Genomic DNA, 15,067 nt, shown 5'->3' with positions numbered 1-15,067 from the left:
GTGGCCTGGGGGGCGTTGGCCGTCCTGGCCGGGTTTGTGCTGCTGGCTCTTTTCCCGTCGTCCTGGACCGCGCTCATTGCCGGCATCCTGCTCATGGATATCGGGCTGCAGTCGGCCATGGTGGCCAATCAGGCCAGGATTTACGACCTGGATGCCTCGGCCCGCAGCCGGCTCAATACGGTCTTTATGACCATCATGTTCCTGGGCGGGGCGCTGGCCACCGCAGTCAGCGCCCAGGCCTTTGCCGCCTTTGGCTGGGCCGGGGTGTGCGCCTTTGGCGGGGGCTGTGCGGCCCTGGCCCTGGCCCTGGAACTGCTTGGCCCCAAGGCCACGGCCGCCTGAGGCAGCCGTCTCCCGGCTCGGGGCAAGGACAACGCGGGCCGCGCCGCCGGGCTGTCTGGTGCGCAACCATCCGGAACAAGGGCTTGGGCCAACGGCCCAGGCCCTTTTGCATTGAGCCGAAGGGTCCGGCCCTGTGGCCGGCTGGCGCGGGCCGGTTGCCGCTTTGAAAAATATCTGGCCTGGGAAGGCTGCCCGTGGAAAAAGAGTCCTTACCAAGGAAAAGGAGAACTCCCCATGCGAAAAGTCTTCCACGCGGCAGCGGCAGGGCTTTTGGGCCTGTTCCTGATCGGCCAGGCCCGGGCCGCAACCGGCATCGACCCCCAGGCCGAACGCCTGCTGCGGGCCATGTCCGGGAACCTGCAGTCGCTCACCGCCTTTTCGGTCACCGAGGCCAGTCTGGTGGACCGTGTCTACCCCAACGGCCAGAAAGTGGCCTTCTTCCACAAGACGGCCATCAAGGCCGAGCGCCCGGACAAGCTGCGGGCCGAGGCCGCCGGCGACGACGTGGCCGCGACCTTTGTCGTAAACGGCCCGACCTTCCAGGTCTTTGACGCCAGGACCAAGGCCTACGTGGCCCTGGACGTGCCGCCGCGCCTGGAAGCGGCCCTGGATACGGCCATGGCCCGACTGCGTCTGGTCGGCCCCATGATCGATTTCCTGGCCCGGGACCCCTATGCCAGCATGATGGAGAAGGTGCTGGAGGTCGTCTACGTCGGCCCAAGCGAAGTCGGCGGCACGCCGTGCCATCATCTGGCCTTCCGCCAACTCACCCAGGATTACGAGCTGTGGATCGACGCCGGCAAGACCCCCTGGCCCCTGCGTCTGGCCGTCACGGACAAGACCCGGCACGGCGATCCGCGCACCATCGTGGAATACCGCGACTGGAAGCCGGTCTCCGGGTTTGCGGCCAAGACCTTTGCCTTTTCTCCGCCGCCGGACGCGGTGCGGACCACCGTGGCCCCCCAGCCGGCCCCGGCCGGACCCAAGCCGTAACAGGAGGCGGATCATGCGCGTTGTAACAGTGCAGACACTTGGCCGGTTTTTCGGACTTCTCGGTCTGGCCGCCGGTCTGGCCCTGGCCGTGCCCCAGGCCGGGCACTGCTTTCGTGGCGGCGGCGGGTTCGGCGGCGGCGGTTTCCACGGCGGCGGTTTTGGCGGCGAAGGCGGGTTCCATGCTCCTGAAGGCGGCTTTGGCAGAGACGGCATGCGGCCGCCCGGGCCGGAAGGGGGCATGGGCTATGGCGGCGGCATGCGTCCGCCCGGGGACGGCTTTGGCCGGGACCCCGGCCTGGCCCCTATGGGAGCCGTACATGGTCCGGTGCCCATGGGACCGCCGGGCTACGACGGCGGCCCGCGTCCGGGCGGGGCTTTGGCCCCCATGTCGGCGGGCTTTGTCCCGGCTCCGATGCCGGCTCCCCATCCCGGCCCCTTTGCTCCGGGCTTCGGACCGGTCGGGCCGCCGCCGCCCGCGCCCTGGGTCGGGCCGCATCCCGTTGGGCCCGTGCCGGTCCCGTACGGGGTTCCCGGCTACGGTCCGGCCGGGCCGGCGCTGTGGGCCCTGCCTGCGGCCGCAGCGGCCGTGACCATTGCCGGCGCAACCTACTACGCCGTGGGCAACACCTACTACCAGCCGGTCATCCAGGACGGCTCCACCGTCTATGTCCAGGTCAATCCGCCGCCGTCGGATCCGGATTCGGATTGGGACAATTGACCGCCACAGCGCCGGCCCAGCCGCTCCCTTGGGCCGGGCAGCCGGACAAGGGCCGGCGCGGCCGGTGGCCGTGGCCGGCCCGGCCGCCAAGGCCTCTTTCGGCCGGGCGCCTCAGGCGTGGTGAAAGCGCAGTGCCGGCAGTTCCACTGCGGTGAGCACCCGGCCCCAGCCCGCGCCGGTGTCCACGCCGATCAGCCCCGGAGCCACCAGCGGCGTCTCCAGGGGCACGTGCCCGAAGACCAGGGTCCGCCCGCTCTCCACCCAGCCCTCCCAGGGCAGGGTCCGGTTGGACAGCAGGCCCTCCAGGGCCATCCCCCGGGCCGCGTCGGGATTGGCGTCCCAGGCCAGGGGGGCGTGGAAGAACACGTAGGGGCCGGCCCTGTGCCAGCGCTTGAGGCTTCGAAAAAAGTCCTGATGCTCCCGGGGCATGAAATCGATCCCCTGGTCTCCGGGGGCGCTGGCGTAGCTGTCAAGCGTGGCCTGGAACCCGAAGCGCCGCAGCAGCCGCAGGTCCTCCGGGGAACGCGAGGCGTCGTAGCGAAGCAGGGCCGCTTCGTGGTTGCCAAGGAGAAAGACGGTGTCCGGCCGCTTTTTCCCAAGGGCCAGGAGCCGGTCCACCACCTGCCTGGAGGCCGGCCCCCGGTCGATGTAATCACCGAGAAACACCAGCCGGGCCGTGGGATCAAGCCCGTCCAGACGGCCGAGCAGGGCGTCGAGGCGGCCGGCTTGGCCGTGGATGTCGCCCACGGCGAAAATGGTCTGTTCGATGGTCAGGGCAGGCATAGGGCGGTTCTCCGGTCGGCTTGGGCGATGTTTCCACCGCTGTGGGACATCGGGCCGGGGCGGCGTCGGCCGGCCGGGATGGGCTGGATGCGGGCGGCAAGGGCCCGGGCATTCTCCGCATGGTTACGCCTTGGCCGCAGCCGCGACAAGGGCCCTGGGAGACGGGAGCCGGGAGCAGGGGAGGAAGGAGGTCTGGCGGGGCCTTTACAAAGGCCCCGCCATGGTTGGCGTCGGGGACCGGGCTAGGCTTCCTGGGTGGCTTGGGCCGCTGTGGGCCGTTTGGCCAGGAACATGCTGCCGAGAATGATGACCGCGCCGACCAGAAGCGACACGACCATGAAGCCGAAGCTCACCTTGGAAAGCAGGTCCAGGGTGGCTTCGCTTGCCTCCATCATGCCGAGCTTGACCAGATACTTGGGCATGGCCAGTCCCCGCGAGACGGCCACGATCAGCATGATCGTGCCCATGACGACCTTGATCATGTGCTCCTTGACAAAGGTGGTGCCGATGGCTCCGAGCTGCACGCCCAGAAGCGAACCGCCAAGGATGATCAGCGTCAGGCGGATGTCGATCATGCCCTGCATGGCCCAGTTGACCGAGCCGGCCAGCCCCATGACGAAGGCGATGACCAGTTCGGTGGCCGAGGCCACCAGACTGGTGGCTCCCAGGATGTAGATCATGCCCGGGACGCCGACGAAGCCGCCAACGGCGATGGTGGCGGCGAGCAGGCCGGTGGCCAGCCCGACCGGCAGCAAAAACCACAGGGAGATGCGCAGGTTGGCCTTTTTAAAGGTCATCATGGGCCACAGTTCGATCTTTTGCAGGCGAAGAGCCAGGGAGCATGTCTGCTCTTCGCTGCACGAGGAGCGGGCCGACTTGACCGCGTCAGCCATGACGATGCCGCCGACCACCACCAGCACGACGACAAACGAGATGCTCACGTACAGGTCGGAACCGGCCGGCCCCCACAAGCTCAGGATATAGTTCTGGATCTTGATGCCGATCTGGACGCCGATGCCGGCAAAGGCGGCCAGATACAGGCCGAGCTTGATGTCCACCTGGCCATACTTGTAGCGCTTGATGGACCCGACCAGGGCCTTGGGGAATTTGTGGCACATGTTGGAGGCGACAGCCACGGTGCCGGGCACGCCAAGGCTCATCATGCCCGGGGTGAGGACGAAGGCCCCGCCGGAGCCGATGAATCCGCTGACCAGGCCGCCGATGAAACCAACGATGAAAAGAAAGATGATCCCGGCGGGGTCCAGCTGGATAAACCGGGAGGCTTCGCTCATCATATCCATGTGTTGCTCTCCTTCAAATCGTGCGGAGTGACGTTACGGTTGCTGCCGTCCCCCTGAAAACAGTCGGGGGTCCGGGGGGATCATCCCCCGGCCGCCGGAGGCCTCTTTTCTTGCTTCGTCCGACCAACACTTCTCTTGGATTCCCAACGCCCTAGGCGTTGACCGTGGCCCGGGGGCGGGTATCCTTGCGCGGGGCCGCAACCGGGGCCGTGACCGAGGCCTTTTTGACGGCGTTGACGCCGAGCACTTCCCACAGGGTGCCGGCAAACGTGCCGTGGACCCAGGAAAAGAGGAAGACCGTGGCGATGGGCAGGATGGTATAGGCGCCGCCCTTGGCCGAAGTGGTCAATAAGAGATCCTGAAACACGTACACGCACGAAAACAGGATCGCGCTGCCAAGGCCGTACGCCAACAATTTGCCCATGGGCTTTTTTTTCTGCACCTGCATAACCGTCTCTCCTTCCTTCTTTGAGGCTGTCGTCGTCGCGCTCAAACGCGTATCCACCTAGCCTGTGACCTCAAACAGCGGCATGCTGACCTGAAAACCGTCCCTGGCCCGCTGTTCTCTGGCCGCCAAAACGAATTCGACCCGTCGCAGTCGTCCACATTCCGCTTCCACCACTTCCGCCGGCCGGCCAAACCGCACCACATGGCGGAATCCGACCCCGAGCCGTTTGGCCTCCAGGGCGAACTCCCCGGCGGAACGACTGGCCTGCTCAAGGAATTGCTCCCGTCCCCGGCCGGGCTGTCCCTGGGGATCGGTGTCTTCCGGCCGGGCCACCGTCAGCCCCACAATCTCCGTGCCCAGGCGGCCGGCCACGCCCAGGGCGCGGCGGATCAGGGTCTGGGGAAAGTCCGGGGCGGTGGACACAGCCACGATCTTTTTCTCTTCGATCCCGGAGGCCATCGGCTCCTGGTCGATGCCGTACAGGCCGTGTTCGGCCAGGCCGACGTTCTGGCCGGCATCTTCCAGGTATTTGCGCAGACGGGAGGTACGCCTGGGGCGGATTCCCGTTTCCGGCGCATCGCCGAAACGTTTGACCATGACCGTCTAGACCCGCACCCGCGGCCGGTTGTCGGCCCGTTTGGCGGTGGTGGCCGCCTTCGTCTGCGAGGTCTGGTCCGTCAGTTCGAGCGCGTCCTTGGGCAGGTTGCGTTCGGCAAAGGCCAGGGCGGCAAAAACGGTTTCCACGCGTTCCCTGAAACTGGCCATGACTGTGTCCTCCTTGGTATCGATGCCCCCCTATAACAAGAAGCATGCCGAGGATTTGATCCTTGAAATTATTGGATATTATACAATTCGGAAAAAAATATCGTTGCGATGTGCAACACGAATCCGCCCAGGCCCGGGGCCAGGGCCGTTGCGAATCGCAACGCCTATTGCAAAATGCACCACAGGCCAAAGAGCCTGTTGCACGGGGACCGAAAAACCACGTACCAGGGGGGAAACCATCGGAGAGACCATGCTCTTTTTCCAAAAACGCACCGAGGGAGCCCTGCCGCCGTCGCCCATAAGCGACCTGGACCAGTTGGCCGCCCGCATCGAGGCCGAGGCCCTGCCGTTTCACGCCCGGGAGGCAGCCAGGCGGGAGCTTGAACGGTTGACCAAAACCGACCCCTCGGTGGCGGAATACGGCGTCGGCCTGGCGTATCTGGATTTTCTGCTGGGACTGCCCTGGAACGTAGCCACGCCGGACAGGCTCGACCTGCCCGGAGCTGAGGCCGTGCTTGACGCCCGGCATCATGGCCTGGGGCAGGTCAAGGACCGGGTGCTTGAGTATCTGGCCTCCCGGTCGCTTCGAAACGCCACCGGCTTTCATGTGCTGGTGGTGGATGACGAGGAGATTGCCCGGGCCAATCTCGAGCATGTGCTGCGCAAGGAAGGCTATCAGGTGCGCGGGGCGTCCAACGGTCTGGAAGCCCTGGAGGAAGTGCGGCGCTGGGAGTTCGATCTCATCATCACCGATCTGAAAATGGACAAGATGGACGGGCTGGAGCTGTTGGCCGAGGCCCGCGTGCTGTCTCCGGCCACCCGGGTGATGCTGGTGACGGGTTTTGCCACGGTGGACACGGCGGTGGCGGCCATGCGCCAGGGCGCGGTCTATTATCTGGCCAAGCCGGTCAATCTCGATGAATTGCGGGCCACGGTGGCCGGGCTTGTCCGGGAAAAGACGGCTCCCACGGCCTTTCGCAGCCCGGTGCTCTGCTTTTCCGGGCCTCCGGGCACGGGCAAGACCTCGGTCGGGCAGGCCATTGCCGAGGCCCTGGGCCGCAAGTTCCACCGCATTTCCCTGGCCGGGCTTCGTGACGAGGCCGAGCTGCGCGGCCACCGCCGCACCTATGTCGGGGCGCTGCCCGGCCGGGTGCTGCAGTCCTTAAGCCGGCTTGGCGTTCGCAATCCGGTCTTCATGCTCGATGAGATCGACAAGATCGGGAAGGATTTCCGGGGCGATCCGGCGGCGGTCTTTCTGGAGATGCTCGATCCGGAGCAAAACGGGCAGTTCGTGGACAACTACCTGGAAGTGCCCTTTGACCTGTCCCAGGTGCTTTTTATTGCCACGGCCAACGACGTCGGGGAACTGTCCGGCCCGCTGCTCGACCGGCTGGAGGTGGTGCCGTTTCAGGGCTACAGCGCCGGGGAAAAGGTGCGCATCGCCGAGGACCATCTGCTGCCGCGCCAGTTGCGCGAGCACGGCCTGACCCATCCCTATCCAGTGGTCACCCCCGAGGCGGTGCGCCTGATGGTGGACGGCTATACCCGCGAGGCCGGAGTGCGCAATCTCGACCGCGAACTCGGCCGCATCTGCCGCAAGCTGGCCAAGCTGCGCCTGGAGGGCGGAACCGCCGCCCCGGCCGGCCCGGTCACGGTCGATGCCGCCCTGGTGCCGGCCCTGCTCGGTCCGGCCCGCTTTGTCCGGGAGGCGGCCGGCTCCACGGCGCGCGTGGGCGTGGCCACCGGGCTGGTCTATGCCGGCTACGGCGGGGAGATCATTTTCGTGGAAGCCATCCGCATGAAGGGGGCCGGCGCGTTGACCATGACCGGGTCATTGGGCGAGGTTTTGTGCGAGTCGGCCAAGACGGCGCTCAGTTTCGTGCGCTCCAAGGCCGGGACGCTCGGCATCGACCCGCAAGCCTTTCTCACCGACGATCTGCACCTGCACATCCCGGCCGGCTCCATCCCCAAGGAAGGCAGTTCCGCCGGGCTGACCGTGGCCCTGGCCCTGGCCTCGCTCTATATGGGCCGCGCCCTTCGCCCGGATGTGGCCATGACCGGGGAGATCACCCTGACCGGCAATGTGCTGCCCGTGGGCGGCATCCGGGAAAAGCTGCTGGCCGCTGCCCGGGCCGGGGCCAAACGGGTCATCCTGCCCGAGGGCAACCGCCCGGATGTCCTGGGCCTGGATGGCGGGGACTGCCCGGACCTGGAAACGGTCTTTGTGCGCACGGTGCTGGAGGCCCTGCCCCTGGCCCTGGCCTGATCGGCCGCCGGAGCAACGGTGGTTCCGGTCAAGCTCAAAAAGCAATTACGCGTCCCGACTTGCCAACGCACCCGGTCAAATCAAACTTCCCCGAGGTGGGATTCACCGGGGTGACGATCATTTCGATACACGCAACAGAAGCTAAACAAAGGCCGGGAAGCCGCACCACGACTGGGTCGCAGGGTTTTGGAGACTGAAAATCAAAACGAAAGATTTTGATACGGAATGATCCGAAAATGGCAGGATTTTGCGCGGTTTTTGACACGAAAATGCGCACAAAAAAGTTGAACACTCCTCTCTTCCCTGGAGAGCGGTCCCACGACATCCCTTGCCACTACTGCCCAGTATTGTCGGTAAATTTCCTGTGCAGTTGACTCAAATAGTCTTCGGCATACACAACAAAAGCAAATCGGCAAAACCTACTCCTCTTTAATTTTGTATCTTTCCCGAAAAAATTAGAAAACCATGCGACAATATCCTTGCTCGTTGGCTGCAGCTTAAACCTTCTAAATACTTCTAGCTCTCGCCTATTCAATTCTTCATCTGGCGGGATCATGATTATAGATTTACGCCAAGATTCTAGTCCGTCAGTTTCTAGCAGTTTTATTCTAAGCCTCAAGTATTCTAATACAACCTTCCCCATTGCTTCAGGCCACAATGGGAATATAGTGTATTTCGCATCAGATGGTATCGAAAAAGCCTCGGTTATTCGAATATAATCGAATCCAGACTTGTATTTCATGAAGTCAGCTCTGTACTTATTTCTTATTTCATTTAGGAGGTTGTCAATTTCTGTCGACAACTCCCTATTGTCTTCAATGGTGGACGTCGGTGGGAGTTCCATAACGTCCTCATCATCTTCCTGGTCTATCGTGTGTCCCCCCTCATCGCTTGAGTCGGCCGTCCTGTGCGCCGGATAGTCAGTCACGCTTGCCAACCTCGTAATGTCTTCGCCCTCAAGCAACAACCAGCCTGGGTCGACATGGAGCGTTGAGCATATCTTGGCAAGCATGTCAGAATTAGGCAGCGAGAGCCCTGTTTCGTAGTTTCGAAGAGTATTGGGGCTAATCCCAAGCTTGGAAGCAAACGCCGTCCGCGATTCTTTTCCGCGAAGCGCGGTGATTTTCTTGGCGATACTCATGCGATCCTGCCGTACAAGAAGTGTTGCGCGTTGCCATGCCCGTTAACATTCCGGCATTCCTTGGCAAAGCGATTGTTGCTAAAAATAGAAGTGTTGCGCCTAATTTGGCGTTGACATCTGCTCAATATTAGGCAAATTTATGCCCAGACATTTTGTGACCCGGCATAAATTGACCATATCTGCCTCCTGAGATCGGGTCAACGTACTCATCGCGGCAAGAATTGGACGGCAAACGGAATTTTCGATGGACGGCGAATGATGAGCAGAGAAATTCAGCTTTCCCTTCTCGCCCATGGCGATACCCAGGCCAAGCTGGCAGGGTTCAACGCCGCCATCAAGGTCGCCATGCAGCGCGCCCTATCGGAAGCCCGGCCCGTCCTTTCGCGTGAGCAGATTCTTGATCGCATGAATGGGATCGCCGCTTCGGCTGGGGTCAAGCTTACCATGGGCAACTCCCGGAGTCTCTCCCTGCCGACGCTGGACAAGTGGTTGAATCCTGCGGATCGCGAGCATTTGCCGTCTATCCTGGCCCTTCACATCTTTTGCTTGGCCATAGGGAATCTGGCTCCATTTTGCCTAATTCTTGGCTTGCATGGTTGTGAGTTGATGACGCCAGAGGACAAGCGTTTACGTAATTATGGGCTTGCCTGTATTGAGTCGAAGCAAAAAAGGAAAGTCCTTAGAAGACTTGAAGAGGAGATAGAATATGGGACTTCGCATGGCGTCAGGTAAATTTAGGCAGTCATTTCGTATTTATGAATGGCTTGATAGTAATAAAATTAGCGTTACTTCCATTGCAAAGTCCTTGGCTATTACTCCATCGATGGTTTCACATACAATTCGTGGCAGAAAGAACAATAGACGTGTACTGAAGAAGCTTGTCGATTTGGGTTGCCCGCAAGAATATCTGAGCCTTCCAATTGATCTTGAAAAACAAGCAGCAGCCTAATCAATCGAGCAACCCCTATGCTTGAGACGCTCTCAACAACAGACCTAATGTATCTTCTGGAGGCCGTCAGGTCCTCAATTCTCCGCCGTGCGGAAAGTGAGAGCTGGCAATATCGCCCTCGCGCCGGCCAAGGCGGAGGGAAGGCCTGGATCATTGTATCCATGCCCAAGACTACACGGCATGCGATCGGGGAGGCGCTCATAAGCAAGCCCTTCCCGCAGGGAGCCGCATCCGCCCCAGCTGTCACCAGTGATGCCCCGTCTCTTCCTTCTCCTGCTTGCCCCGCCTCCCTTCGTGCCGATTCCATAACGCAAGCCCTCGCGGATACCGGCCACCTCACAGAGAAGCAACGTGCCATCATGGCCGCCCGCAAGGGTATTTTAAACGAAGTCTGCCGGCTGGCCACGGTGATGAGCAAGCGAAACGCCATCCTGGCTCTTGAAAAGGGCTGGCGCGAGGGCACTCTTGATGAAGGCATCCGGCAAAAGGCCATTGCAGCCAACGATAAAGTAGGTGGCACGGCGGATCGTGGGTTGTCCTACCCCACGATCTACAGGTGGTTAAAGGCGTTTGAAAAAGGAGGGGAACTCGCGCTCGCTCCCAAGCATCCCGGCCCGGATATGCGCGTGCCAGAATGGTTTCCCGCCTTCCTGCCCTTCTACCAGAAGCCGCAAAACCCGAAAATTTCTGAGGCATACAGAGAATTCAAGAAGGGTTGGTCCGGGGTGATGCCCTCGGAATCACAGGTCCGGCGCATGTTGGAAAAGATGCCTGTGCCGGATCGGGAGTGGGGTCGCAAAACCGGCAACGCCCACCTCAAGCTCCGGCCCCACAAGCGCCGCGATGCCTCCATATACTTGCCCGGTGACATTTACACAGCCGACGGGACGACGTTTGACGCCGAGGTCCTGAACCCCTTAACCGGCAAGCCCTTCAAACCCGAAATAACGTTCGTCCTGGATGTGGTCACACGCCGTTGCGTGGGGCTGTCCGTGGGGTTGAGCGAAAGCGCGCTTGTCGTTTTGGATGCCTTGCGTATGGCCTGTCAGTTCGCCGGCATTCCCGCCATGTTCTACACGGACAATGGGTCGGGGTATGCGAATCAGCTGATGACCACCAGGGGAGCCGGCATGATGGATCGCCTGGGCATCGAGCTGACGCATTCGATACCCGGCCGTCCGCAGGGCAAGGGTTTGATGGAGAGGGGCGTTCAGACGCTTTGTGGCCCGTTATCCAAAATGCCGCCGACCTGTACGCACGCGGATATGGACCCTGACGCGGGCAAGATGGTTTTCAAGCTGACAAGGAAACATATCAAGGAGCATGGCGCATCGCCTTTGATGCCGACATGGCAGCAGTTTAAGCCCCTCATTCTGGCCAGAGTCGAAGAATACAACAATACCCTCCACAGGGGCTTGAAGAAGATCGTGGACCTAACAACAGGAAGGTTACGTCACCCCTCGCCCAATGAAGCCTGGGAATCATTTCGCAATAGTGGCTGGGAGCCTTTCAATGTGCCTGAAGCACTTCGAGACGAACTCTTTATGCCCGCCGAGCATAGAAAAGTTCGCAATGGAGAGGTGCAAGCACTTGGTGGGAGATATTTCTCTAATGCATTGGCAGACTTCCATGGCGATATCGTAGAGGTGCGATATGACGTATGGGATTCGTCAAAAGTCTATATTTGGACAACGACCGGACAGCGTATATGCAATGCCACTCTTGACGGGAATGTCATTCCCTACTTCCCCCCCAGCCGCGTTGAAGTTGCCCGTGCTAAACGGGAGAAAGCTCAACTCGCTCGCCTTGGAAACAAAGTCCAGTCCATCGCTCCCGGGGCCACGATCCAGTTTCCTGAAACTCCTTCGACATACGTCATGATGGCCGACTCCATCACCCGGCCTCAATCCGAACCATCGGTCCTGAACATGTCCCTGGAACAGCCCGCCGAAGCTACGCCGCAGGTCCCAACCCGGCGTCCGGTCTTCGGTAGCCCCAACGAACGTTATATGTGGCTGATGCGCAACCGGGACCGCTGGACCTCGGCAGATTATTCATGGGTGGAGGAATACGTTCAGTCCGAATGCTACGCGGACCTGTACGATTATTATCTGTACGAAGGCCTCGCCTGGGAAGAATCAGTCGTCCAGGCTGTTGGAAAGTAACAACAACGGGGGGAGACGTATGCGCATGAGGTTTGTCAAGACGGAAAATTACGTCCGCTTCTCTCAGGCTGCTCATGCTGTTGAGCAGCGTGGCGCGGCCGAAGCCGGCATGATGCTGGTGTATGGCCTGCCCGGGAGCGGCAAAAGCCACGTGGTGAGCAATTGGGCCACGAAGGTGGGCGCGCTCTACCTCCGGGCCAATGTGGATTGGACACCACGCTATTTTCTCGTCGAGCTGGCCAAGGTTGCGGGCATTGATCCTTACGGACCTTCAAGCCAACTCTTCTCGGTGCTGCGTGACCGCTTGGCGGGAAGCCTCACGCCCCTGGTCATCGACGAAGCCGAGTTCACCTTGCCCAACAATGCCGCCGTGCTGGAGAAAATCCGCGATTTCTCCGACCGATCCGAAATGACTGTTGTGCTTGTCGGCATGGAGCGAATCAGGAGCAAGGTGGCTCGATACCAGCAGATTTTCAGCCGGATCGCCCAGGTGGTGGAGTTCAAGCCCGCTTCGCCGGTTGATGTGGGGCACGTCTGCGACGAACTGGCTGAAATCGAGATGACGCAAGCCCTCAAGCTCGAAGTGCACCGGCTTTCCAGCGGGCGCATGCGGGAGGTGCTCAACATCATCGCCAACATCGAACGCATCGCGGAAACCAACGGCCTCAAACAGGTGGATGTGGGGCAGCTTGAAGGGACGGTCCTTTCCTACAACTGGGAGACCTGCACCCCCAGGACGGTGCGCCGTTCGGCCAAAAGCACGGCGAGGGCGCACTGAGATGACTTGGCGCGGCCTTTCCGTGCTGGCCGCCCTCAGGGACGGGCCGAAGCTCACGCGGCAGATCGCGGCCGACCTGGGAATGTCCAGTGCTAATACTCGCGCCAATCTTGCCCCGTTGGCGGCGCGGGGGCTCGTGAGGTCCCGGGAAGGCTGCCACCAGCTCACCAGGGAAGGGCTGGAAGTCCTGGCCGCCGGCCGGGAAGTGACCTCAGGCCCAGGCATGGGCAAGGCCGTCACCCATCATCGGGGCACGCTCCGGGCGAGGGCATGGCGGGCCATGCGCATACGGGATGCGTTCAGCCTCGATGACTTGATGTTGCTCCTTTGCGACGGGGGAGAAAAGGACGCGGCCGGGAACCTGGGGGGCTACATCCGTGCCCTGGCCGCCGCCGGGTACTTCGCCCCCATGCGGCGGCAACATGTCGGGCGCCACGGCGAACGGTGGCGGTTGACCCTGGCCGGCAACACCGGACCGGAAGCCCCGGCCTGGAACAAGGCGCGAGGTGTGGTCATCGATCAGAATACAGGGAGAACGTTCGCAATTGGACGGAGGCATTTCGCAGCAAGGCGATAGCATCTTGCAACTTGAGAAACAGGGGGAGGCAATGGAAGTGGAACAAAACAACACCCTGCCGTTGGATCATGTCGTGGCTATTTCAGACATCATTTTCGGCTTACAATTTTTGGAAGAAGTTCTTGATGCTGAATCCATTCTTTCAAGAACTGGATACATCGGAATGAGTGTAGTCGTCAGAGAGTCCTACCAACGCCTGGAACGCGCGAGGAATTATCTTCTGGACTATTTCACTCAGCAGGAAAAAGCGTCGACCCATTCCAATGACAATGTGAGTGGCTTCACTTCCTGCTTGGAAGGCCGGACAGGGACAGACTGTTAGTCTAGCGAATCGGTCGGACGCTCAAAATGGACAAATATGCGCCAAAAGACAGTTCTCCGATGTCTCTCCCGAGAAGGCGGGTTCCCGTCGAATTTGCGCTAATCTAACAGCCCTCTAACGCTATGCGGCAGCACGGCGGGCAGCGGCAAAACAACGAACGGAACGGAGGAGCATAATGAAGTCTGACAAGATGCTTGAAGCCTGCACCCTGGAGGCGCTCCAGAAGGCCATGCTCGAAAAGGAGCAGCACGAAAAGAAGATCGCGGCGGCGCAACTGGAAAAAGCCGGGCTCCAGCACTCCCTGGAGGAGGCGCGGGGAAAGCTCACAGCCCTGGACGTCAAGGAACAGGCTGTGAAGGCCCTGCGCCTGGAACGCCAAAACGCCATCGCCAAGGGGCGGGGTTACGCGGACATCACGGCCAGGATCGAAGCGGGCGAACAGGAGCTGCAGGACTTGGCCAGGGGCAGCAGCCTTCTGGAAGACCAAGAAGCGGCCTACCTGACCGCCATACAGGGTTGCGAAGCCCATCTGGCGGCCCTGGCCACGGACCTGGAAGAATACGAAGCGGAGGTCGTGCGCATCAAATCCGGCGTGCTGGCCAATGCTTACAACAAAGCCGCCCGGGATATGGCGGACATCGTGCAGGAACTGCGCGGCGTCTGCTTCAAAAACGGCAGCTACGCCTTCAACGGTTCCCCCAGGCCGCACGGCGGCTATTGGGGGGACGGCTCCCTGGCCAGAATCCCCATGCTTCGGATGGATTGGAAGGACGTTCCCATTGAGGACGCATATTTCTTCAGGAGCTAACCTCCTGTTTTCAAAGCGATGCGAAACCGCCCTGCGTGGGCGGTCGTCGGACGGTGGCGCGTCCAGCCTGATGAGCAGCCGAGCAACCAAAGGGAGTGCACCATGGCGACCATTCTGGAAATGCCCACGGCGTTGGGTGAACTGAAGGCACGCCGCATGCGCCGGCACGCCGGCAACAATCAATCCCCCGAAGAGCACAAGGCCAAACAGGCGGAAGAGGCCCGGCGGGCGCTGCTGGCCAAGGTCCATATAGCCCGCAAGCAGCTTGGGCTTGCCCCGGATGCCTATCACGCCATCCTTGAGTACCGTTTCAACGTGGCTTCGTCTGCCGAGCTGGACGTTCCCGCCCTGCACAAGCTGGTGGCTTATTTCAAGTCCCTCGGCTGGCAACCCGGTCGCGGCCCCGGCACTCGCGCCCGGCAAAAGGCTCCCCACACGATCGAGCATGACGACACGGGACAGGGCCGGGAGCGTTATATGGTCAAGATCGAAGCGCTTCTTGCCGATCTTGGCCGCCTTGAGGGGCGCTTCATGCCCTGGGCCTATGCGTCGGGCATTCTAAACCGCCAGACGGGCCTGGATCGGCTGGAATACGCCACGTGCAAGCAGCTTCAGGCGGTTATCGGCGTGCTCGGCAAGCGCGTGACCGCATTGACAAAGAAGCTGGTGCCGTTAACATAGCATAAATCCTTCCTTTCTCCTCATTCCATA

General features: G+C 61.4%; 17 protein-coding genes, 1 other RNA gene and 1 pseudogene. 13 read left to right on the top strand and 6 right to left on the bottom strand.

Going from position 1 to position 15,067, the window contains the following annotated elements:
* From DVDV_RS22675 to DVDV_RS04925, 3 genes and pseudogenes are all read left to right on the top strand, one after another.
* Positions 1 to 342, top strand: a pseudogene (locus tag DVDV_RS22675) (MFS transporter); the annotation flags it as partial.
* Positions 343 to 576: 234 nt separating this feature from the next.
* Positions 577 to 1,335: a DUF2092 domain-containing protein gene (locus tag DVDV_RS04930; protein ID WP_075353599.1), complete on the top strand. Its 759-nt coding sequence runs from the start codon at positions 577 to 579 to the stop codon at positions 1,333 to 1,335.
* Between the two features lie 13 nt (positions 1,336 to 1,348).
* On the top strand, positions 1,349 to 2,053 hold the full coding sequence (locus DVDV_RS04925; protein WP_075353598.1) for a DUF6515 family protein: 705 nt from the start codon (positions 1,349 to 1,351) through the stop codon (positions 2,051 to 2,053).
* Positions 2,054 to 2,164: 111 nt separating this feature from the next.
* Here DVDV_RS04925 and DVDV_RS04920 read toward each other — a convergent pair whose 3' ends face one another.
* The 5 genes from DVDV_RS04920 to DVDV_RS22670 all read right to left on the bottom strand — a co-directional run bounded on the left by DVDV_RS04920 (position 2,165) and on the right by DVDV_RS22670 (position 5,350).
* Positions 2,165 to 2,836, bottom strand: coding sequence for a metallophosphoesterase family protein (locus DVDV_RS04920; protein ID WP_075353597.1), 672 nt, complete (start codon positions 2,834 to 2,836; stop codon positions 2,165 to 2,167).
* Positions 2,837 to 3,078: 242 nt separating this feature from the next.
* Entirely contained in the window at positions 3,079 to 4,137 is a 1,059-nt protein-coding gene (locus DVDV_RS04915) for a sulfite exporter TauE/SafE family protein (protein WP_075353596.1), read from the bottom strand.
* Positions 4,138 to 4,288: 151 nt separating this feature from the next.
* Positions 4,289 to 4,585: a hypothetical protein gene (locus DVDV_RS04910; protein WP_075353595.1), complete on the bottom strand. Its 297-nt coding sequence runs from the start codon at positions 4,583 to 4,585 to the stop codon at positions 4,289 to 4,291.
* Between the two features lie 57 nt (positions 4,586 to 4,642).
* Complete coding sequence (locus DVDV_RS04905) at positions 4,643 to 5,182, bottom strand: universal stress protein (RefSeq protein ID WP_075353594.1); 540 nt, start codon at positions 5,180 to 5,182, stop codon at positions 4,643 to 4,645.
* A 6-nt stretch (positions 5,183 to 5,188) separates the two neighbouring features.
* Positions 5,189 to 5,350 carry a hypothetical protein gene (locus DVDV_RS22670; RefSeq protein ID WP_175577062.1) on the bottom strand — a complete coding sequence of 54 codons (162 nt, stop codon included), beginning with the start codon at positions 5,348 to 5,350 and terminating at the stop codon, positions 5,189 to 5,191.
* A 250-nt stretch (positions 5,351 to 5,600) separates the two neighbouring features.
* On the opposite strand from DVDV_RS22670, the gene DVDV_RS04900 reads away from it, so the two are divergent.
* On the top strand, positions 5,601 to 7,616 hold the full coding sequence (locus tag DVDV_RS04900) for a S16 family serine protease (protein WP_075353593.1): 2,016 nt from the start codon (positions 5,601 to 5,603) through the stop codon (positions 7,614 to 7,616).
* A gap of 334 nt (positions 7,617 to 7,950) precedes the next feature.
* Here the strand turns inward: DVDV_RS04900 and DVDV_RS04890 are convergent, their stop codons facing one another.
* A complete protein-coding gene (locus tag DVDV_RS04890; RefSeq protein ID WP_075353591.1) occupies positions 7,951 to 8,757 on the bottom strand; it encodes a helix-turn-helix domain-containing protein in 807 nt (268 codons plus the stop codon).
* A gap of 255 nt (positions 8,758 to 9,012) precedes the next feature.
* Between DVDV_RS04890 and DVDV_RS04885 the strand changes: the two genes are divergently transcribed.
* The 9 genes from DVDV_RS04885 (at position 9,013) to DVDV_RS04845 (ending at position 15,037) form a co-directional block, all read left to right on the top strand.
* Complete coding sequence (locus tag DVDV_RS04885; protein ID WP_254845256.1) at positions 9,013 to 9,489, top strand: hypothetical protein; 477 nt, start codon at positions 9,013 to 9,015, stop codon at positions 9,487 to 9,489.
* The gene (locus DVDV_RS04880; RefSeq protein ID WP_075353590.1) at positions 9,464 to 9,706 is read left to right on the top strand and encodes a hypothetical protein; all 243 of its coding nucleotides are present in this window, start codon (positions 9,464 to 9,466) and stop codon (positions 9,704 to 9,706) included. Before DVDV_RS04885 ends, DVDV_RS04880 begins: the two co-directional genes overlap by 26 nt.
* Before the next feature lie 17 nt (positions 9,707 to 9,723).
* A complete protein-coding gene (locus DVDV_RS04875; RefSeq protein ID WP_075353589.1) occupies positions 9,724 to 11,871 on the top strand; it encodes a Mu transposase C-terminal domain-containing protein in 2,148 nt (715 codons plus the stop codon).
* A gap of 25 nt (positions 11,872 to 11,896) precedes the next feature.
* Complete coding sequence (locus DVDV_RS04870) at positions 11,897 to 12,649, top strand: AAA family ATPase (protein ID WP_254845254.1); 753 nt, start codon at positions 11,897 to 11,899, stop codon at positions 12,647 to 12,649.
* 136 nt (positions 12,650 to 12,785) lie between these two features.
* Entirely contained in the window at positions 12,786 to 13,226 is a 441-nt protein-coding gene (locus DVDV_RS04865; RefSeq protein ID WP_139311528.1) for a winged helix-turn-helix domain-containing protein, read from the top strand.
* A 4-nt stretch (positions 13,227 to 13,230) separates the two neighbouring features.
* Positions 13,231 to 13,548 carry a hypothetical protein gene (locus DVDV_RS04860; RefSeq protein WP_075353586.1) on the top strand — a complete coding sequence of 106 codons (318 nt, stop codon included), beginning with the start codon at positions 13,231 to 13,233 and terminating at the stop codon, positions 13,546 to 13,548.
* 175 nt (positions 13,549 to 13,723) lie between these two features.
* Positions 13,724 to 14,356, top strand: coding sequence for a hypothetical protein (locus DVDV_RS04855; RefSeq protein ID WP_075353585.1), 633 nt, complete (start codon positions 13,724 to 13,726; stop codon positions 14,354 to 14,356).
* A gap of 18 nt (positions 14,357 to 14,374) precedes the next feature.
* Positions 14,375 to 14,440: hammerhead ribozyme type II (locus tag DVDV_RS04850), an RNA gene on the top strand.
* Positions 14,441 to 14,458: 18 nt separating this feature from the next.
* Positions 14,459 to 15,037 carry a regulatory protein GemA gene (locus tag DVDV_RS04845; protein ID WP_083634639.1) on the top strand — a complete coding sequence of 193 codons (579 nt, stop codon included), beginning with the start codon at positions 14,459 to 14,461 and terminating at the stop codon, positions 15,035 to 15,037.
* Positions 15,038 to 15,067: the final 30 nt, after the last annotated feature.

Origin of the sequence: Desulfovibrio sp. DV (assembly GCF_001936595.1) — a bacterium.
Taxonomy (GTDB): domain Bacteria; phylum Desulfobacterota; class Desulfovibrionia; order Desulfovibrionales; family Desulfovibrionaceae; genus Solidesulfovibrio.
This window is presented reverse-complemented; position numbering and strand designations above follow the sequence as displayed.